Here is a 17,772-nt window from a genome sequence, read left to right on the forward strand (position 1 = left end):
GCGTCGTCCTATTCGAAGCGGGAAGGGTCGCCGGTGCCGCGGCGGACCACTTCGGCTACGCCACTGGAGAAGTCGATCACCGTTGTGGGTTCTGAGCCGGTGTCTCCCGAGTCGATGACGGCATCCACCTCGTTGTCCAGGCGCTCCTTGATCTCCCAGCCCTGGGTCAACGGTTCTTCCTCGTCAGGCAACAGGAGCGTGCTGGACAGGAGCGGCTCGCCCAGCTCGGCGAGGATCGCCTGGACCACCTTGTGGTCCGGAATACGCACGCCAACAGTCTTCTTCTTCGGGTGGAGCAGGCGCTTGGGTACTTCCCGGGTGGCGGGAAGAATGAACGTGTAGCTGCCTGGCGTCACGGCCTTGATGGCGCGGAAGACGTCGTTGTCCAGCATCACGAACTGGCCCAGCTGGGCAAAATCCTTGCAGACCAACGTGAAGTGGTGCTTGTCGTCCAGGTGCCGGATCGCCCTGATCCGGTCCAGGGCTTCGCGGTTCCCGATCTGTGCACCCAACGCGTAGCAGGAATCAGTGGGGTAGGCGATCAGCCCGCCGTCCTGCAGCATGTTCACCACTTGGCCGATGGCCCGGGGCTGGGGATCTACAGGGTGCACGTCAAAGAATCTCGCCATGGGACGAGCCTACGCCAAAGCTAGGAAAGGATGTCCTTGGTGGAGAACTTCGCGTATGCCAAGGCGCCGCACACAGCCATGTAGCCGGCTTGGAGGAGGGCGTTGTCAGCAAAGGATCCCCACGCTATGGGTTGCCGCAGGAGGTCGGCAAACCCGAGCCAATGGTGGCTGAACAACCACGGATGCAGCCACTCGAGTTGGGGGAGGTTGTCCAGTACCTGCGAGACGACGGCCAGGACGATCGTGGCAGCCATGGCGCCTACCGGCACGTCCGTGAACGTGGAGATCAGCAGCCCGATCGCGGACAGGCCCAGCAGTGAGACAGTGATGTAGGCGGCGATCAGCAACGATCGCACCACGGATTCGCCCACGCTGATGGTGTCCCCGGACAACAGCGTCACAGGACCGATGGGAAAAAGCACGACGCCGGCCAGGGCACCCGCAGCGGCGACCGTTGCCGTGGCGGCGAAACAGAAAGCGACGGCCCCCGCATACTTGACCAGGAGGAGCCGTATCCGGCCGGCCGGTGCCAGCTGCAGGTACCGCAGGGTGCCGAGGTTGGCTTCGCCCGCAATGGTGTCTCCGGCCACCACACCCACGGTCAGCGGGAGCAACAGCGGGACGCACACCACCAGTGCCGTCACCGCCACGAACAGGCCGTTCTGGCTCACCCGGTCAAGGAACAAGGGGCCACGGCCCGGAGGCACTTGACGCGAGGAGAGCTTGACCGCCACGGCAATCAGGATGGGCACGGCGGCCAGCGCCAACAGCATCGCCCACGTCCGGAGCCTGCGGAAGAGGACGGCCAGTTCGGAGCCCAGAAGGCGCCAGCCCATGCCTGGGCGGATGGCTGGCCCTGAAACAGTCTCAGCCGACAACGTCGAACCCCTCTCCGGTCAGTGACACGTACCGTTCTTCCAGGCTGGCGTTCTCCACGGAGAAGCCACGCACGCGGACCCCGTCGCCAACCAAGGCAGCGACGATCGCCTCAGGAGCCAGGCCGTCGAGGCCGCCACCCAGCACGGTGCCGGGCGTGGGTGCCGGGACGGGGACCAGCCCCAGCCGGGCCAGGACATGGGTTGCCTTCCCGACGTCGGGCGTTGTCACCAGGACGGTGGCCTGCCCCGTAGAGCGCAGTTCGTCCAAGGTGCCCTGGGCCACGAGCCGGCCGGCGCTCATGATGCCCACATGGGTGCACATGTGTTCCACCTCGGCCAACAGGTGGCTGGACACGAACACCGTTGTGCCACCTGCAGCAAGGGACCGGACCAGGTTGCGGACTTCGCGGGTGCCTTGGGGATCCAGGCCGTTGGTGGGTTCGTCCAGGACCAGGAGCTTGCGGGGCCGGAGCATGGCGTTCGCGAGTCCAAGGCGTTGCTTCATGCCCAGGGAGTAGGCCCGCACCTTCTTTCCCGCGGCGTGGCCCAGGCCCACGCGTTCCAGGGCATCATCCACGCGCTGGCGGCGGGTTGCGGGTGGGGCGTGCCTGTCCGCGGCATCGAGCCTCAGCAGGTTTCCCGCGCCGGTCAGGAAGGGATAGAAGCCCGGTCCTTCCACCAACGCGCCAACATCCGGCAGGACCTCGGAAAGGCACCGGGGCATGTCCCTCCCCAGGACCTTGATGGTGCCCGCATCAGCCGAAACCAGGCCGAGGAGCATGCGGATGGTGGTGGTCTTGCCGGATCCGTTCGGTCCCAGGAAACCGAAGACGGAACCGCGGGGTACTGCGAGGGCAATGCCGTCCACTGCAGCGCGGTGGCCGAAGCGTTTGGCTAGTCCCATGGTCTCCAGGGCGAGGTCGGTGCCGGCCGCGCCGGGCGATTCCGTGGCTCGCAGCCCCTCAACCGGCGGCAGCGGCTGACTCAAGTCGGTCCAAGGGAACCATGCCTGCAAGCACGCGGCCGTCGTCGAGAATCAGCACGCTGGCCAGCGAAGTGGTCAACGCCCGTCCACCGGAAACCGGCTGGAGCAGTTGGCTGAGTTGCGGGTTGCTTGTGAGTTCCGCGGGTGCGGAACCCGCCGGCAAGGTTGCTATGGCGTCCCAGCCCTTGCCGGTCACCGCCGGACGGGCATGGGAGGACGGGTTCGCTGGAGTTGGGGCCGGAACCGTTTTTTCGGGTGCTGGAACGGCCGGTACCGGGAGGGCGGGCGTGGCTGGGAACGCCTTCTCTGTCACGCTTGCGCCGGCTGGCGGCGTGAAGGTGAACAACGACGCGTCCGGGGTGGCCAGGTTCAGGTCCGTATAAGCGAGGGAGTAGGCAGGTTCCGCCTGTCCCTTGGCTCGCACGGTGACGCCGAGCGGCAGGCCTGTTTCAGCATCGACGCTGAGGGACACCGATTCCACCAGGGTTCCCTCGCTGCGCGGAGTCAACGTGAGGCTGTAGGCGCTTCGAGCGGCAACGGTTGCCGATTGGCCCACTGCCACGTCCGTCGTGGAGTCTACGGCCGCGAGGAAGCGGGCGGCCAGGGCTTCGGGGGTCGCGGCCCGGGGCCGGGGAATCTCCGACGGCATGCTTCCTGTGCCGGGCCGTGGCGGCAGCGCCATATGGACCACGCTGTTGTCGGTTGAGTTGTAGTACCAGGCATCGCTTGCGTTGACCACAATGTCACGTTCGGCCAGTTGGTCCAGGATCTGTAGGCGCGCCTTGCCGGGCGCATCGAGGTAGACGCGGGCCGTGTGCGTACCGGTCAGGAACTCCAAGGGTGAGCCGGCGCCAGGTCCGCCGCCGGTGCCGGATAGATCCGGCAGTCCAAGGTTTGCTTCCTGGGACACTGTCCCGGACAACGACCGGACGTTGCTGTTGGCGATCATGACCATGAGGTCCTGGGCCGTCTTGGACGGCAGGGAGGGGGCTGCGCCTGCCTGGATGGAGCCCACCAGGATTCCGGCGATCAGCACAAGCGGGACCAGGAGGGCCGGCAGCCACCGTTGCTTGACCCGCGCCATTGTTACCGACCACCGTCCGTGAGAGGCATGTTTCCAGACTACTCCGGTTGGCTGCCTGCATCACGGGTGGCCGGTAGCTGGAAAACCCGGACGGCTTGTGCCCCTCCCCAAGCTCCGGGTCCAGCCACCGGCGTGTGCTACCAGGTTTCGGTGACCTTCAGCAGTCCCCGCGGTGCGTCAGGATCGTTGCCACGGTCCACGGAAAGGCGCAGTGCAAGGCGTTGCAGCGGCAGGATCTGGACAATCGGCGAAAGCTCTTCCGGAATGCCCGCGGGCAGGGGAACCACCAAGCCGCCCGGCGCCGCCGCTGCAGGATCACCGACGACGCATACGTGCGCCCCGCGGTCTGCCAGCCGGTCGAGTACCGGGCGCATGGCGGTGCCGCCGATTCCCTCCGGAACCACGGCGATCACCGGGTGCTGCGAGTCGATCATGGCGAAGGGACCATGGAGGAGATCCGCTCCGGAGAACGCTTGCGCCGGAAGGTAGGAGGTTTCCATGAGCTTGAGGGCGCCTTCACGGGCGGTGGGGTAGGAGTACCCCCGGCCGGTGGTGATGATTCGGTCAGCGAACCTGTACTGCGCGGCAACATGTTCCACGGAGCCGTCGGCCAGGACGGTCCCGGCCCAGTCCGGCAGTGCCGCGGCGTTTGCGCCGTTGCCTCCGCGCCAGGCGTCCACCAGCATCCACAGGGCAAGCAACTGGGCGGTGTAGCTCTTGGTGGCCGCTACGGCGGTTTCCGGACCCGCCTGGATGTCCAGATGGTGCCCGGCAGCGCCCGCCAGGGGGGACGACGGCGAGTTGGTCACCGCCACGGTGAGGGCACCGAAGCGGCGTGCCGCCGCCGTCGACTCCACGAGGTCCGGCGAACCGCCGGACTGGCTGACGGCCAGCCACAGGACGCCGTCCAGTTGCGGCGTGGCGCCGTAGGAGGTGAGGGTCGACGGCGAGGCGAGCCCCACGGGCAGGCCCAGGCTGATTTCTATGAGGTACTTCGCGTACAGCGCGGCGTGGTCGCTGGTGCCCCTGGCGGCGAGGAGGACGAAGCGGGGCGAGGCCTTGCGGATGGTTTCCGCCAGGGCGGCAACCTGCTGGCGGCCGGTCTCCAGGAGGCCGGCGAGCACCTGGGGTTGTTCATTGATTTCGTGGGCCATCTTCAGGCCGGGCGTGTAGGACATGCTGGGGGACGGGGAAGTGATGGTCATGGTTCCTGTCGGTTGTTGGGGGTAAAACCCAGTGGTTCAGGCCTGGAGGAGTTCGGTTGCAAGCCGCACAGCACCGCGTACCGGAGACTCGGTAAGGATGCGCACGGCCGAGGGATCCTCGAGTGCCACTTTCCGGGCCACTGCGCCGGCCAGTTGTTGTTGGTTGACCAGCAAACCTCCGGCCATCACCAGGGGCAGGTCGAGGCCGAGTTCACCCAGCACCTGTCGGGCCATGGTCGCGAGCGAGTGTGCTGCCTCCGCCTGGATGCGCAGGGCGGCCGGATCGCCGTCCACTGCCAGTTCCAGGACCAGCGGAGCGAGGCTTGCCCAGTGGTCGGGTTCGGGTTTCGCGTAGAAGAAGTCCATCAACTGCAAGGCATCACCGCTGCCCGTGGCTGCCAGGAGTGCCTGCACCAAAGTTCCCGGTTCCAGCCCCGCGTAATGCTCGCGGAGGGCCTCCCTGACGGCGTCCCGGACCACGGAGTAGCCGCCCCCTTCGTCGCCCAGCAAGTAGCCGAAACCGCCGCTGCGGGCCTCCCGGCCTTCGCGGCTGCGGCCCCAGGCCACCGAGCCCGTTCCGGCAACCAGCACGGCGCCCGCTTCGAGGCCAGCGGCGGCGAGGATGATGCGGGTGTCATGGACCACGTGGATCCTGGCACCTGGAAAGTGCTCGGACAGGAGCCCCGAGAGCACCGCGCGGCTGGCGGGTGTATCGGCACCGGCCGCTCCCGCGCACACTGCCCGGACGTCGCCGCCTGCGGCCCCCGCGATCCGGCGCAGGACGGCATCCACTCCCTGGTGCCCAACGGACGAAAGATTGGCGCTGGACTCGGTGATTTCCGGAAGGCCAGTGCCATCATCGTTGCCCGCCTGGTCCAACCCGGCGCGCAGGGCGTGTGTCCGGGATCCGCCGATGTGCAGGCCGAGGACGGCGGGGCTCATGCGTCCGACGCCTGCAACGCGGGGGCCTCGAGGGAATTCGGGGCTTCGTGGGAATGAGGGCGGTGCGTGGCGAACTTCATGGGACGATCCTTCCGCGTCAGGCCAACTCGGACTAGATTGGCATAGACCAATATTTGTGTCTACAAGTAGGATGTCCAATATGTCCACAGACGTCGCGCCCGGTGCTCCAAAGTATTACGTCCTCAAGACCGAGGTCCTGGCGCTCATCTCAGGACTCCAGCCGGGCACCCTCATCCCCACTGAACGGGCACTCGCCGAGACCTATCAGACCTCGCGCACCACCGTCCGCCAGGCCATCAGCGAACTGGTGGCCGAAGGCAAGCTTGGCCGGGTCCAAGGCCATGGAACGTTCGTGGCCCCTCCGAAGATGACGCATGTGCGCCAATTGACGTCGTTCTCGGACGATGCCCGCAGCCAAGGGCTCCGCCCCGACTCGAAGCTCCTGGCCCTGGCGGTAGGGAAGGCGGACGCCGAGGTGGCGGCCCACTTGGGACTGGACCAAGGAGACCCCGTGACGCGCCTGGAACGCATCCGGCTCATCGATGGTGAGCCGTTGGCCCACGAGGTTGCCTGCCTTCCCGGGAAGCTGCCCCGGTTCAAGGCCAACTTGTCCAAGGCGGGTTCGCTCTACGCAGCCCTGGCGGATGCGTACGGCATCCGGATTTCCGACGTCGAGGACACGGTGGAAACTGCCCTCGCCGGGCCAGGCGACGTGCAGTTGCTCGGCATCGAAATGGGTGCGCCCCTCCTGGTGGTCCATCGGCTGGGCCGGGACGCGGCTGGCCGGCCGGTGGAGTGGACGCGCAGCGTATTCCGGGGGGACCGCTTCCGCTTCGTGTCGCGGGTGAAATCAGGCAGCTAATGCATGCCTGAGGTCGCGATGTCAGGAGACCGTGGCGCCCAGCGTTTCCCGGACGAACGCCGCACTGGGAGCTGCGAGTGTTTCTGTAATCCGGCCAAACAGGGCTGCCCCTTGGGCCCCGGGCCAGTCATCGGGCAGGAACGTGGATGGCAGGCCGGGGTCGAGGTAGGGGATGATCCGCCACCGGTCGATGCTCCGGACATAGGTGGCAAACGCCGTCGCTCCGGTATCCACGGCCGCGCCAGTGCGCACGCCCGCATCGGTCTCCGATGCGTTGTGCTCACGAAGGAAATCCCGGTGCAATCCGGCAATGGCGTCCAGGTCCCACCACTTGGCGGCGGCGTCAGGCAGGCTCCCGCCCACCATCGGCGATCCGGTGACGAACAGCGTGGCCATGTCCCGCAAGCCAAGGTCGGCCAGGATTTCCTCCACCTCGTCCCGCAACGAGTCGGGACAGATCCACAGGCCCGCGGCTACGGTTCCGCAGCCAATCCAATGGAGCCGGCGGCGCAACTGGTGGCGTTTTTCGCGTTCGGTTTCCGGGATCGAAAAGGAGACGAGGCACCATGGATCGCCGGGCTCCATGGAACGCGGAGTGAAGATCCGGCGATCGCCACGGGCCAGCATGGTTGCTGCGCCCTCGGTCAAGGTGAAGCCGGGACTGCCGTCCCGCGTTTCCTGGCGCACCACGTCCTTCTTCCGCAGCCGGCCCAGCGCGGTCCGGGTGACGGTCCCGGATGTTCCCAGGGCTTCCATCAGGACCACCAGGTCCTTGGCGGACATCCATCCACCGGCCTCACGCAGGTAGAGCCCGATCACGGTGCGCAGCAACGACGTCGTACTCCCTGGCCGGGAGTCCATGTCGTCGAGGACGGCGCTCACTGCAGTTCGGTCAGGACGTCGCGGATGGCCAGGACGCCGAGCTCCACTTCGGCGTAGCTGGTGCTGAGGGGGGACAGGCCGATGCGGAGGCCGTGCGGGGGACGAAAGTCGGGGATGACCCCGCGTTCCCAGAGTCGGGTGGTGACGTCGGCGAAGAGGGGGTGGTCCACGGTGATGTGGGAGCCGCGTTCGGCGGGGTCGCGGGGGCTGACGATCTCGACGCCGAGGGGGACCAGGAGCTCGTCGGCCAGTTCCATGGCGTAGTTGGTGAGTTTGATGGATTTTTCCCGGACAGCGTCCATGCCGACCGAGGCGATCAGTTCCACCATGTCCTTGAGTGGCTGCATGGCCAGTACCGGCGGGGTTCCGGTGATGAACCGGCGGATGCCCTGGGCCGGTTCGTAGGCCTCGGTCATGCCGAACGGGTTGGCGGCGCCCATCCAGCCCCAAATGGGTTGCTGGAGAAGGTTCTGGCGTGCGGCGTTGACGTAGGCGAAGGCGGGGGAGCCGGGTCCGCCGTTGAGGTATTTGTAGGTGCAGCCGACAGCGAGGTCGACGTCCCATTCGTCGAGTTGCAGGGGTACGGATCCCACGGAGTGGCAGAGGTCCCAGAGCATGAGCGCGCCGGCTTGGTGGACGACGTCGGTGATCGCCTTCGCGTCGGCCAGGAACCCTGAGCGGTAGGCAACATGGCTCAGGACCACGACGGCGGTCTGCTCGCCCACGAGGCCGTCAAGGTCTGCGGCGCGGACACCGCTGGCGGGGTTGGGGGCGATCCAGGTGATGGTGGCCCCGCGTTCGGCGGCGATGCCTTCGATGATGAACCGGTCGGTGGGGAAGTTGTCCCGGTCGATGATGATCTGGTTCCGGCCGGGCTGGGCGTCCACGGCGGCGCGGATCAGTTTGTAGAGCATCACCGATGTCGAATCGCCGACGGTCACTTGGCCGGGCGCGGCGCCGAGGGCCACTTCGCCGATCCGGTCCCCGACGCGGGTGGGTTCGTCCATCCACTGTTCGTCCCAGCCGCGGATCAGCCGGCTGCCCCAGGCGTCTTCGACGAATGACTGCAGCGTGGCGGCAGTGGCCTTCAGGGGCCTGCCGAGGGAGTTCCCGTCCAGGTAGGAGGTGAGTTGACCGGCGTCGGGGGTGTAGAAGGCCTCACGCTGGGCTGCGAGGGGATCGTTGGCGTCCAGGTCCGCGGCCGCGGGCCGCCGGGTCTGCTGTGTGCTCATGGTTACTCCTGCTGGGTGGGGCGGGGAAAGGTCAGTTGCCGATCTCGGTGCGGACGGCGTACAACTCGGGGAAGAAGGTCAGGTCCAGCGCGCGCTTGAGGAAATCGACGCCCGAAGAGCCACCGGTGCCCACTTTGAAGCCGATGGTGCGCTGGACCGTGCGCAGGTGCCGGAAACGCCAGGCCTGGAAGTTGTCTTCCACATCCACCAGGTCCTCGCAGGCCTCATACAAGCCCCAAGGCGTGTCATCGGATTCATAGATCTTCTGGAAGATGGGGACAAGGTCCTTGCGGTAGGACCACGGTTCGCTGGTGTCCCGGTCCAGGATGTCCGCGGGAATCTCGTAGCCGGCGCGGGCCAGGACGCGGAGGAAGGCGTCATAGAGCGTGTGCTCGGTCAGCAGCGTGCTCAGCAGGGCATGTGCCTCGGGGTCGCTTTCGAAGACCCGGAGCATGCCCCGGTTCTTGTTGCCCAGCAGGAACTCCACACCGCGGTATTGGTAGGACTGGAAGCCGGAGGAACTGCCCAGGAAGCCACGGAACTGGGCGTATTCACGCGGCGTCAACGTGCCGAGCACGGACCATTGCTCAGTCATGGTGCGCTGGATGGCCTTGACCCGGGCGATGCATTTCAGGGCCTTGCCAAGCTGGTCCTGGTCAAACAGCCTGCGCGCTTCCAACAGTTCGTGGAGCACCAGCTTGAGCCACAGCTCACTTGTCTGGTGCTGGATGATGAACAGCAACTCGTCATGGTGCTCCGGCTGGCTCAACGGATGCTGGGAACCCAGCAACCTGTCCAGGTCCAGGTACCCGCCATAAGACATCGCATGCCGGAAATCCGTGCGTACCGTCTCCTCGATGGGGCGGACGCTTCGGTGCGAGTGGGCATTCGGCAACTCTGCCGCAGGCTTTTCCATACGTCCAGAATATCATTGCTATGACGCGCGTCAAGAATTTGATTTGGGCTGTTTTCCGTCCGGAAGGCGTGCCGTACGCTGAACGTGAACCTTTGGGGAAGGGAGAACGATGCCGATGTCCATCGTGCCGGTGTCCATTTATCTGGATGTCGACGGCGTGGTGAATCCGTTCAGTCCGCTGGGCGTCACGGACTGGGGCGGCGAGTGGCACATCGCCGATGCCGGCATTCTCGACGTCGCCTATGCTCCGGAGCTGGTTGCCGAACTCAACCTCATAGCTGAACATCCGGCAGCGCGCTTTGTGTGGCTCACCACGTGGGAGCGGCTCGCACCCGAGTTCCTCTGCCCGGCGATTGGCCTCAATGGCCAGGAGTGGCCCGTTCTTTCGAGTGAGGGTTGGGACGCGGGTCCCGAATGGTGGAAATTGACGGCCCTCCAGAAGGACCTTGCCACTGCAGGGGCCGAACGCTTCATTTGGCTCGATGACCAGCTCGGGCAGGAGGCGGAAGCGCAGTCCTGGGCCGATTACCAGCAGGACCGTGTGCTGTGTATCTCACCGGATCCCCGGCGAGGGCTTTCCCGGCGCCACCTGGCGGCGGTCAGGGAATTTCTGGGCTGAGGAAGCCGGGGATTCGTTTGTCCCCTCGGAAGCTGGCACGTAGGATTCTTAAGGTTTCAAGCCCGCCACGATAATTCTGCAAGTCCAGCCTATGAACAGTTGCTGAACTATGCTGTGCTTGGCAGGTACGGGGAAGTGAAACTGCTGAACGTCGACTCTGCAGATTGGGCAACAGGTGGAAATCACCTTCATGGTCGCGCTGGTAATAGCGTTGGCCCTTTTCTTTGACTTCACCAACGGGTTTCACGACACAGCCAACGCGATGGCCACGCCTATCGCCACGGGGGCCATCAAGCCCAAGACGGCGGTAGCCTTGGCGGCCGTCCTCAACCTGGTGGGTGCCTTCCTCTCAACGGAGGTGGCCAAGACCATCTCCGGCGGCCTCATCCGGGAAGGGTCCGACGGCATCCACATCACCCCGGACATCATCTTCGCGGGGCTCATGGGCGCTGTCCTGTGGAACATGGTCACCTGGCTCAAGGGCCTCCCGTCCAGTTCCTCCCACGCACTCTTCGGTGGCCTCATTGGAGCAGCCGTGGTGGGCATCGGCCTGCATTCGATCAACTTCGAGACCGTGCTGCTCAAAGTCATCCTTCCGGCCGTCTTCGCGCCGTTGATCGCCGGTGGGGTGGCCTACATTTGTACCCGCCTCGCGTATGCGCTGACCTCGCGCCACGATCCCGAGACGGGAGACAAGCTCACCCAAAAGCGCGGTGGTTTCAGGACGGGCCAGATCTTCACGTCCAGCCTCGTCGCCTTGGCCCACGGAACCAACGACGCCCAGAAGACCATGGGCATCATTACGCTGGTCCTGATCGCGGCCGGCACGCAGGCGCCCGGCTCCGGGCCGCAGTTCTGGGTGATCGCAGCCTGTGCCTTCGCAATCGCCATCGGAACGTACGCCGGTGGCTGGCGCATCATCCGCACCATGGGTTCCGGCCTCACCGAGGTGAAGCCCGCCCAGGGTTTCTCGGCTGAAACGAGCACGGCCTCGGCGATCCTTGCTTCCTCGCACCTGGGCTTCGCCCTCTCTACCACGCAGGTTGCCTCCGGATCAGTCATTGGTTCGGGCCTGGGCCGCAAGGGCACCTCGGTCCGTTGGGGCACTGCCGGGAAGATTGCCCTGGGCTGGCTCTTCACCCTTCCGGCCGCCGCCATTGTCGGCGCGCTTACCGCCTTGCTGGTCAACGTCGGCGTGGTGGGTGTGGTCATCGCGGCGGTCGCAGGGACGGCCGCAATCCTGTTCATGTTCGTCGCCTCCCGGAAATCCCATGTGGGCCACCACAATGCCGTGGAAGTCGAAGAAGCCGGCCACGCTGTCCGCTTCCGGAAAAAGAAGAAAGCCAAGGGTGCTCAGCGATGAAATGGTTGGAACTGCTGGAAGTAGCCGGTGTCACGCTGGTGGCCGCCGTGACCCTCGTGGTGCTGTACTCCCTGGGTGTGCGCTTGACGGCCATTGCCGGTGACGCCCAGCAAAAATCGCCCGCCCTGGTCAGGTCCCTCGCCTATGTTTGTTTCGGCGTCTGCGGTTTGGCCGTGTTGTTCGGCATCTACCTGATCGTGCCCTACTTCGGCAAGTAGCGGGGAGTGCGGCCGCTCTGGCAGTAAAGTCCATTCGGGAGAATAATCAGCAGTGAACTTACATCACTGCACGATGGTGATCCGGCAGATGTGGGGCTGTCATGAAGAGCCAATCCCTAAGCCACTTCATCGGACTGGCCCTGGTCCCGGTCCTGATGCTGGGACTGTCCGCGTGCCTTCCGCCTGCTGCCAACCCTGACAATCCGTCTCCCAACCCGGCACCTTCGGCAACGGCCGCTTCTTCCGCGGCCCAGCCCACCGCCGTCGGACCTACCGCCCAACAGCCGGTGGGACCCGCCGGTCCGGCAGCCCCGCAAGCTGAGGCGCCCGTGGTCCGCTGGGTCCCCGTAGGACCCGTCGGCCCCAACGACCCCACCTCCGGCCAGCGCTACCTCCTGCTGCAGCAGCTGCAGTGCGATGCCCTCGCCCAAAACGTGGACGGCGACCAGGAGGCGGCCGTGTGGCAGGCCGCGGCCGCTGTCTGCAAGGCGCTCCAGACCGGCAGCCAGCAGGACTGGGCGAAGGCGTCCACCGCGGTAGCCGCCACGCCGCGCATCCCGCAAACCCAGTGCCTCGAGTCGACTGTGGCATCCACGTCGGCTGCCGTGCTTGCCCAACACCGGATCAGCCCCAGGCTTGCCCTGCAGCCGACGGCGGCGCCCGGCCAGGCTTGCCCACGCCATCTCAGTGGCCTCACGGTGGTTGACCAAAACCTGGTGCCGGTGCCGGGGTTGCAACGCGCAGCGGGGACGCGCGCAGGCGGCACGATCGTTCGCCTGGACGGGTACTACGTACGCGTGGGCGAGGTCCGGTTCGACGGCCTTCCGGCGCAGCAGGACCCGGTGGTCAAATACGACGGCGACTACCAGACGATGTACATCCAGATGCCGCCGGCCGCACCCGGCAGCGACACCGTCAAGGTTTCCATCACGGATACGGTGGACATCACGGGCACGGTGACCTTCTTCTACGAGGATGCGGCGTCCGCCCAGCCGGATCCCACGGCGGGTCCGGGGCAACCCTCGGCCAGTTCCGGTCCTACGCCCGGCAGCCCTTCCCCGACGCCGTCACCGACGGCAACGCCATGAGCGCAGGCGCAGTTCCAGACGCTGCCCAGGAATCGGATCCGCAACCAGGGCCAGCCGCCACCGAAACAGCGAACCTCAATCTGGTCAATACCCGCTGGCAGCGAACCCTTGAAGTGCTCTCCGTGATTGGCCCGCCCCTGACGGTAGCCACGGCCCTCCTGGTCTACTTCGGGTGGGCGCGCACCGACGCGCAGGCCAAGGCCATGGGCCTGGACGTGAGCCTGTTCGGCTACACCGTCCAGGACTTCATCCTGCGGAGCATCCAGTCCCTTTTCCAGCCCCTCGCATGGCTTGTGGTGCTCGGCTTGCTGTGGTTGATGCTGGACCGTGCGGTCTCGCGGCTCTTGGGCGCGGCCCGGCACAGGGCGCTGCTCCACCGGACAGCCATGGTGGTGGTGGTCCTCGGCTTCGCGTATGCAGCGGTGATGTGGGTGGTGGTGGTTGCCCAACCGGACCGTACGCTGCTCTACGTTCCCTTCCTGATCGCCGCCGGCCTGGTGGTGGGCGCCTGGGGCCTCAGCGTCCGCCGCCGTTCGGCACCGCCAGCCAGGAACCTCAGGTTGACGCCCAAGGCATTGGAACGGTCGCTGGTTTTCGTGCTGGTCACGTTGCTGCTGTTTTGGGGCACTTCTGACTATGCCCAGGCCTTGGGCCGTGGCGCCGCCGTCGACTACCAGCAACGCTCCAGCCTCCTGCCAACCGCAGTGGTTTACAGCAAGGAACGGCTCGCGGTCACGGCACCAAACGTGCGCGAGGAGTCGGCGGGAACCGACGCTGCTCCGCTCTACCGGTACTCCGGGCTGCGGCTGCTGGTAGTGAGCGGCGGGAGGATCTTTCTCCTCAACGATGGCTGGACGCTCGCCCAAGGCCGCGTGGTGGTGCTGCGGGACGATGGCAGCGTCCGGGTGGAGTACGGAAACGCCGGATCCAACTGACCCGCGCCTGCTGGCTGCCCCAGGCCGGCGGATTGGCTAGTCTGGGGCCATGCCACTCTTCCAGTACTACGTTGCGTCCACCATTGACGGCTTCATCGCCTCACCCGAGGACGAGCTTGGATGGCTGCTCCAATTCGACCAGGTGGAAGGCGTCAGTGGAAGCTACGAGTCCTTCTTCGCAGGAGTGGGAGCCATTGCAATGGGCGGCGAAACGTACCGCTGGCTCATGGAGCATGAGGCCGGGAAATGGCCCTACCCGGACCATCCCTGCTGGGTGTTCACCCACCACGAGTACCTTGCGCCAACGGGAGCCAACGTGACGTTTGTCCGGGGCGACGTCCGCGAGTTCGCTCCGGACCTGTTGGCCGATGCCGGGGACAAAAACGTTTGGCTTGTGGGTGGCGGCGACCTCGTGGCGCAGTTCGCCAATGCGGGACTGCTCCACGAAATGATCGTCACCATCATTCCCGTGGTACTTGGCGCGGGAAAGCGGCTCTTGCCGTTGAAGGGCCCGACGGCGCCACTTGAGTTGGTCTCGTCGCGCATCCTCGGTGGCGCGGCGGCCGAGCTCCATTACCGTATGCCCCGGAAGGGAGCCTAGTCGGCAGGGGTGCCTGCCGGACCGTCGGTCCGTTGCGGACGGTTGTCACGGATCATGTTGGTGATCCGGGCGGTGGACAGCCGGCGGCCCTTCTCGTCGGTGATGACGATTTCGTGGGTGGCCAGGGTTCCGCCCAAGTGGATGGCGGTGCAGGTGCCCGTCACGGTGCCAGCGGCAATGGACCGGTGGTGCGTGGCGCCCACTTCGATTCCGACGGCATGGCGGCCCCGTCCGGCGTGCAGGGATGCGGCAAAGGAGCCCAGGGTTTCCGCGAGGACCACGTGCGCCCCGCCATGCAGGATTCCGGCCACTTGCGTGTTTCCCTCCACGGGCATGGTGGCAACGGTGCGCTCTGCGCTGAGCTCGGTGAAGCGGATGCCCATTTTGACTACCAGTGAACCCACGCCGTGGGCGGAAAGCCAGCCGTGGAATTCCTCGGGGATGCCTGCCTGGTTCAGTTCGTCGACAAACCGGTTCGGCGTGAAATTGTCCATCATGCCAACTAGGCTGGCACCTGTGAGTGAAACAACCAAACCGGACCAGGTTCCAACGGCCCAGGCTGCTGCCGTCGCAACGGCACCAGCACCCTCTTCCGCAGCAACACCTTCCATCACAGGGGGGGAGCGGCCCCGGCTGCTGGTCCTGGACGGCCACTCCATGGCGTTCCGTGCCTTCTACGCGCTTCCCGCAGAGAATTTCTCCACCGCCCGTGGCCAGTTCACCAATGCCGTCCACGGCTTCACATCCATGCTGATCAACCTGATCAAGGACCAGAAGCCCACCCACGTTGCCGTGGCCTTCGACGTCTCTGACGACACCACCTTCCGCAAGGCCGAGTACAGCGAGTACAAGGGCGGCAGGAATGCCACGCCGGCCGAGTTCGCGGGACAGATCGGCCTGATTGCGCGGGTGATGGAAGCCTGGGGCATCAAGACCATTGCGCTGCCCGGCTACGAAGCGGACGACATCCTGGCCACCCTGGCGTCCCAGGCCGACGCCGAAGGGTTCGAGGTCCTGCTGGTCTCGGGAGACCGGGACTCCTTCCAGCTCATCAATGACAACGTGTTTGTCCTCTACCCCAAGCAGGGCGTCAGCAACATTCCCAAGCTTGACGCGGCTGCCATCGAGGAGAAGTACTTCGTCAAGCCCGCCTTCTATTCGGACCTCGCAGCGCTGGTCGGCGAGACGGCGGACAACCTGCCGGGCGTTCCGGGCGTGGGTCCCAAGACGGCCGCCAAATGGATCAACCTCTACGGCGGACTCGAAGGCATCCTCGAGAACCTGGACTCCATTGGTGGCAAGGTCGGCGGGGCGCTCAAGGAAAACGTCGAGAACGTCAAGCGCAACCGGCGCCTCAACCAACTGCTGACGGACCTGGAACTCCCGGTCTCGCTGGCCGACCTCCACGAACCCCGTCCGGACCGCCAGGCGGTGGAGGACCTCTTCGAGGAACTCGAGTTCCGCACCCTCCGCACGCGGCTCTTCGACCTCTACGGCGATGACACCGCAGGCGCGGCCCGGGACACCATTGAGGCCCCGGAGTTCGCCGTGTTGTCCGATGCTGCCGGCCTGGAAGCATTCTTCGCTGCTGGCTCGGGCATGCGTTCTGCGGTGTCCGTCCAGTTCGTTCCCGGACGCATCGGGGAAGACGCCGCAGCCATTGCCGTGGTCCGGAACAACGGAGCCGCGTTCATCGAACTCACCGGGCTGGATGCCGCCGCGGAAGCGGTCCTGGCCACCTGGCTCAAGGACCCCGAGGAAGCCAAGATCCTCCACGAGTTCAAGTCCGCCCTCAAGGCCCTGCACAACCGTGGCCTGGGCTTGGAAGGCGTGGTGGATGACACCTCCATCTCCGGTTACCTCATCCAGCCTGACCGGCGCAGCTACGATCTCGCCGAACTCGCCCAGGTGCACCTGAAGATCACCCTTGGTGCGGCTGCGGCTCCTTCGGGCCAGCTGGAGCTGGACCTTGCCGGGGACAGCGACCAGGCTGCCGCCGCTGCGCTGGTCCAGCATGCCGCCGTCGTGCATGCCCTGAGCAAGCACTTCGAAAAGGAGCTTGCCGAGCGCAAGGCGGATGCCCTGCTGACCACGCTGGAACTCCCCGTGGCCCGTGTCCTGGCCCAGATGGAACTGACCGGCATCTACGTCTCCATGGACCGGATGAACGAGCAGCTCGCTGACCTGACCAAGGTGATTGAGAATGCCCAGGAGCAGGCGTTTGCCGCGATCGGTCACGAGGTGAACCTCGGATCGCCGAAGCAGCTGCAGACTGTCCTGTTCGAGGAACTCGGCCTGCCCAAGACCAAGAAGATCAAGTCCGGCTACACCACGGACGCGGCCTCCTTGAAAGCCCTGCTGGAGAAGACCGGCCATGAGTTCCTGGTCCAACTCATGGCCCACCGCGAATCGTCCAAGCTGGCCCAGATGGTGGAGACACTCAAGAAGTCCGTTGCCGAGGACGGGCGGATCCACACCACGTATGCCCAGAACATCGCCGCGACCGGGCGCATTTCCTCCAACAACCCCAACCTCCAGAACATCCCGGTCAGAAGCGAGGAAGGCCGCCGGGTCCGCGGCATCTTCGTGGTGAGCGAGGGCTACGAATGCCTCTTGTCTGCGGACTACTCGCAGATCGAAATGCGCATCATGGCCCACCTTTCCGGGGACGAGGCACTGATCCAGGCGTACCGGGACGGCGAGGACCTGCACCGTTTTGTGGGCTCCAGGATCTTCAATGTGGCCCCCGAGGATGTCACCAGTGCCATGCGCTCCAAGGTGAAGGCGATGTCCTACGGCCTCGCGTATGGCCTGACGTCCTTCGGCTTGTCCAAGCAGCTGGAAATCTCGGTGGATGAAGCCCGTACGCTCATGAAGGACTATTTCGACCGCTTCGGCGGCGTGCGCGACTACCTTCGCGGCGTTGTGGACCAGGCCCGCGTTGACGGCTACACGGCTACCATCGAAGGCCGCCGCCGCTACCTGCCGGACCTGACCAGCACCAACCGGCAGGCCCGCGAAGCTGCCGAGCGCATCGCGTTGAACTCGCCCATCCAGGGTTCGGCTGCGGACATCATCAAGCGGGCCATGCTCGGCGTGGCGGCCGAATTGGCAAGCCAGGGCCTGAAGTCCCGCCTCCTGCTGCAGGTTCACGACGAACTCGTCCTGGAAGTGGCCCCCGGCGAACGCGAGGCCGTGGAGAAGCTCGTTGCGGAGCAGATGGGTGCCGCTGCGGAGTTGTCCGTTCCCCTCGACGTCCAGATCGGAGTCGGTTCGAGCTGGCACGAGGCCGGACACTAGGACTTCCGAACG

General features: G+C 65.7%; 18 protein-coding genes. 8 read left to right on the plus strand and 10 right to left on the minus strand.

Translation table 11 applies throughout. From position 1 onward, the window contains the following. Positions 1-8: 8 nt before the first annotated feature. The 6 genes from ACH488_RS01300 to ACH488_RS01325 all read right to left on the minus strand — a co-directional run bounded on the left by ACH488_RS01300 (position 9) and on the right by ACH488_RS01325 (position 5,723). A complete protein-coding gene (locus tag ACH488_RS01300) occupies positions 9-629 on the minus strand; it encodes an L-threonylcarbamoyladenylate synthase (RefSeq protein WP_397321741.1) in 621 nt (206 codons plus the stop codon). 20 nt (positions 630-649) lie between these two features. Continuing rightward, complete coding sequence (locus tag ACH488_RS01305) at positions 650-1,465, minus strand: ABC transporter permease (RefSeq protein ID WP_397321742.1); 816 nt, start codon at positions 1,463-1,465, stop codon at positions 650-652. 31 nt (positions 1,466-1,496) lie between these two features. Continuing rightward, positions 1,497-2,411: an ABC transporter ATP-binding protein gene (locus ACH488_RS01310; RefSeq protein WP_397321950.1), complete on the minus strand. Its 915-nt coding sequence runs from the start codon at positions 2,409-2,411 to the stop codon at positions 1,497-1,499. Positions 2,412-2,469: 58 nt separating this feature from the next. Then, positions 2,470-3,576: a DUF2092 domain-containing protein gene (locus tag ACH488_RS01315; protein ID WP_397321743.1), complete on the minus strand. Its 1,107-nt coding sequence runs from the start codon at positions 3,574-3,576 to the stop codon at positions 2,470-2,472. A 137-nt stretch (positions 3,577-3,713) separates the two neighbouring features. Next, positions 3,714-4,781 carry an SIS domain-containing protein gene (locus tag ACH488_RS01320; protein ID WP_397321744.1) on the minus strand — a complete coding sequence of 356 codons (1,068 nt, stop codon included), beginning with the start codon at positions 4,779-4,781 and terminating at the stop codon, positions 3,714-3,716. A gap of 36 nt (positions 4,782-4,817) precedes the next feature. Next, entirely contained in the window at positions 4,818-5,723 is a 906-nt protein-coding gene (locus ACH488_RS01325; protein WP_397321745.1) for an N-acetylglucosamine kinase, read from the minus strand. Between the two features lie 151 nt (positions 5,724-5,874). Between ACH488_RS01325 and ACH488_RS01330 the strand changes: the two genes are divergently transcribed. Then, positions 5,875-6,606 carry a GntR family transcriptional regulator gene (locus ACH488_RS01330; RefSeq protein WP_397321746.1) on the plus strand — a complete coding sequence of 244 codons (732 nt, stop codon included), beginning with the start codon at positions 5,875-5,877 and terminating at the stop codon, positions 6,604-6,606. 21 nt (positions 6,607-6,627) lie between these two features. On the opposite strand, the gene ACH488_RS01335 is transcribed toward ACH488_RS01330, so the two are convergent. The 3 genes from ACH488_RS01335 to kynA are packed head-to-tail and all read right to left on the minus strand — an operon-like array spanning position 6,628 to position 9,636. Continuing rightward, positions 6,628-7,488, minus strand: a complete 861-nt coding sequence (locus tag ACH488_RS01335) for a PaaX family transcriptional regulator C-terminal domain-containing protein (protein WP_397321747.1) — start codon at positions 7,486-7,488, stop codon at positions 6,628-6,630. Continuing rightward, positions 7,485-8,720 (minus strand): kynureninase, encoded by a 1,236-nt coding sequence (kynU, locus tag ACH488_RS01340; protein WP_397321748.1) that lies wholly within the window; start codon positions 8,718-8,720, stop codon positions 7,485-7,487. The genes ACH488_RS01335 and kynU overlap by 4 nt, the downstream gene beginning before the upstream one ends. A 31-nt stretch (positions 8,721-8,751) precedes the next feature. Next, positions 8,752-9,636, minus strand: coding sequence for a tryptophan 2,3-dioxygenase (gene kynA, locus ACH488_RS01345; RefSeq protein ID WP_397321749.1), 885 nt, complete (start codon positions 9,634-9,636; stop codon positions 8,752-8,754). Positions 9,637-9,745: 109 nt separating this feature from the next. Between kynA and ACH488_RS01350 the strand changes: the two genes are divergently transcribed. The 6 genes from ACH488_RS01350 (at position 9,746) to ACH488_RS01375 (ending at position 14,460) form a co-directional block, all read left to right on the plus strand. Next, positions 9,746-10,255, plus strand: coding sequence for an HAD domain-containing protein (locus ACH488_RS01350; RefSeq protein WP_397321750.1), 510 nt, complete (start codon positions 9,746-9,748; stop codon positions 10,253-10,255). Positions 10,256-10,430: 175 nt separating this feature from the next. Beyond that, entirely contained in the window at positions 10,431-11,618 is a 1,188-nt protein-coding gene (locus ACH488_RS01355) for an anion permease (protein WP_397321751.1), read from the plus strand. Continuing rightward, positions 11,615-11,836, plus strand: coding sequence for a hypothetical protein (locus tag ACH488_RS01360; protein WP_397321752.1), 222 nt, complete (start codon positions 11,615-11,617; stop codon positions 11,834-11,836). Before ACH488_RS01355 ends, ACH488_RS01360 begins: the two co-directional genes overlap by 4 nt. 101 nt (positions 11,837-11,937) lie before the next feature. Beyond that, complete coding sequence (locus ACH488_RS01365) at positions 11,938-12,924, plus strand: hypothetical protein (RefSeq protein WP_397321753.1); 987 nt, start codon at positions 11,938-11,940, stop codon at positions 12,922-12,924. Next, positions 12,921-13,859: a hypothetical protein gene (locus ACH488_RS01370; RefSeq protein WP_397321754.1), complete on the plus strand. Its 939-nt coding sequence runs from the start codon at positions 12,921-12,923 to the stop codon at positions 13,857-13,859. Before ACH488_RS01365 ends, ACH488_RS01370 begins: the two co-directional genes overlap by 4 nt. Before the next feature lie 49 nt (positions 13,860-13,908). Further along, a complete protein-coding gene (locus ACH488_RS01375) occupies positions 13,909-14,460 on the plus strand; it encodes a dihydrofolate reductase family protein (protein ID WP_397321755.1) in 552 nt (183 codons plus the stop codon). On the opposite strand, the gene ACH488_RS01380 is transcribed toward ACH488_RS01375, so the two are convergent. Beyond that, positions 14,457-14,957, minus strand: a complete 501-nt coding sequence (locus tag ACH488_RS01380) for a hotdog fold thioesterase (protein WP_397321756.1) — start codon at positions 14,955-14,957, stop codon at positions 14,457-14,459. The two genes, ACH488_RS01375 and ACH488_RS01380, sit on opposite strands and share 4 nt — an antisense overlap. A gap of 160 nt (positions 14,958-15,117) precedes the next feature. Here ACH488_RS01380 and polA point away from each other — a divergent pair, with 160 nt between their 5' ends. Further along, positions 15,118-17,760 carry a DNA polymerase I gene (gene polA / locus ACH488_RS01385; protein ID WP_397321952.1) on the plus strand — a complete coding sequence of 881 codons (2,643 nt, stop codon included), beginning with the start codon at positions 15,118-15,120 and terminating at the stop codon, positions 17,758-17,760. The last annotated feature ends 12 nt before the right edge of the window (positions 17,761-17,772 follow it).

The organism is Paenarthrobacter sp. NPDC018779 (assembly GCF_044391085.1).
Taxonomy (GTDB): domain Bacteria; phylum Actinomycetota; class Actinomycetes; order Actinomycetales; family Micrococcaceae; genus Arthrobacter.

Bases quoted from the DNA above. Each gene is read 5' to 3' on its own strand.
- ACH488_RS01380 (WP_397321756.1), bottom strand. From the start codon at position 14,957: ATGATGGACAATTTCACGCCGAACCGGTTTGTCGACGAACTGAACCAG.
- ACH488_RS01300 (WP_397321741.1), bottom strand. From the start codon at position 629: ATGGCGAGATTCTTTGACGTGCACCCTGTAGATCCCCAGCCCCGGGCC.
- ACH488_RS01360 (WP_397321752.1), top strand. From the start codon at position 11,615: ATGAAATGGTTGGAACTGCTGGAAGTAGCCGGTGTCACGCTGGTGGCC.
- kynU (WP_397321748.1), bottom strand. From the start codon at position 8,720: ATGAGCACACAGCAGACCCGGCGGCCCGCGGCCGCGGACCTGGACGCC.
- kynA (WP_397321749.1), bottom strand. From the start codon at position 9,636: ATGGAAAAGCCTGCGGCAGAGTTGCCGAATGCCCACTCGCACCGAAGC.
- ACH488_RS01310 (WP_397321950.1), bottom strand. From the start codon at position 2,411: ATGGGACTAGCCAAACGCTTCGGCCACCGCGCTGCAGTGGACGGCATT.
- ACH488_RS01305 (WP_397321742.1), bottom strand. From the start codon at position 1,465: ATGGGCTGGCGCCTTCTGGGCTCCGAACTGGCCGTCCTCTTCCGCAGG.
- ACH488_RS01375 (WP_397321755.1), top strand. From the start codon at position 13,909: ATGCCACTCTTCCAGTACTACGTTGCGTCCACCATTGACGGCTTCATC.
- ACH488_RS01325 (WP_397321745.1), bottom strand. From the start codon at position 5,723: ATGAGCCCCGCCGTCCTCGGCCTGCACATCGGCGGATCCCGGACACAC.
- ACH488_RS01350 (WP_397321750.1), top strand. From the start codon at position 9,746: ATGCCGATGTCCATCGTGCCGGTGTCCATTTATCTGGATGTCGACGGC.
- ACH488_RS01315 (WP_397321743.1), bottom strand. From the start codon at position 3,576: ATGGCGCGGGTCAAGCAACGGTGGCTGCCGGCCCTCCTGGTCCCGCTT.
- ACH488_RS01365 (WP_397321753.1), top strand. From the start codon at position 11,938: ATGAAGAGCCAATCCCTAAGCCACTTCATCGGACTGGCCCTGGTCCCG.
- ACH488_RS01320 (WP_397321744.1), bottom strand. From the start codon at position 4,781: ATGACCATCACTTCCCCGTCCCCCAGCATGTCCTACACGCCCGGCCTG.
- polA (WP_397321952.1), top strand. From the start codon at position 15,118: ATGGCGTTCCGTGCCTTCTACGCGCTTCCCGCAGAGAATTTCTCCACC.
- ACH488_RS01370 (WP_397321754.1), top strand. From the start codon at position 12,921: ATGAGCGCAGGCGCAGTTCCAGACGCTGCCCAGGAATCGGATCCGCAA.
- ACH488_RS01330 (WP_397321746.1), top strand. From the start codon at position 5,875: ATGTCCAATATGTCCACAGACGTCGCGCCCGGTGCTCCAAAGTATTAC.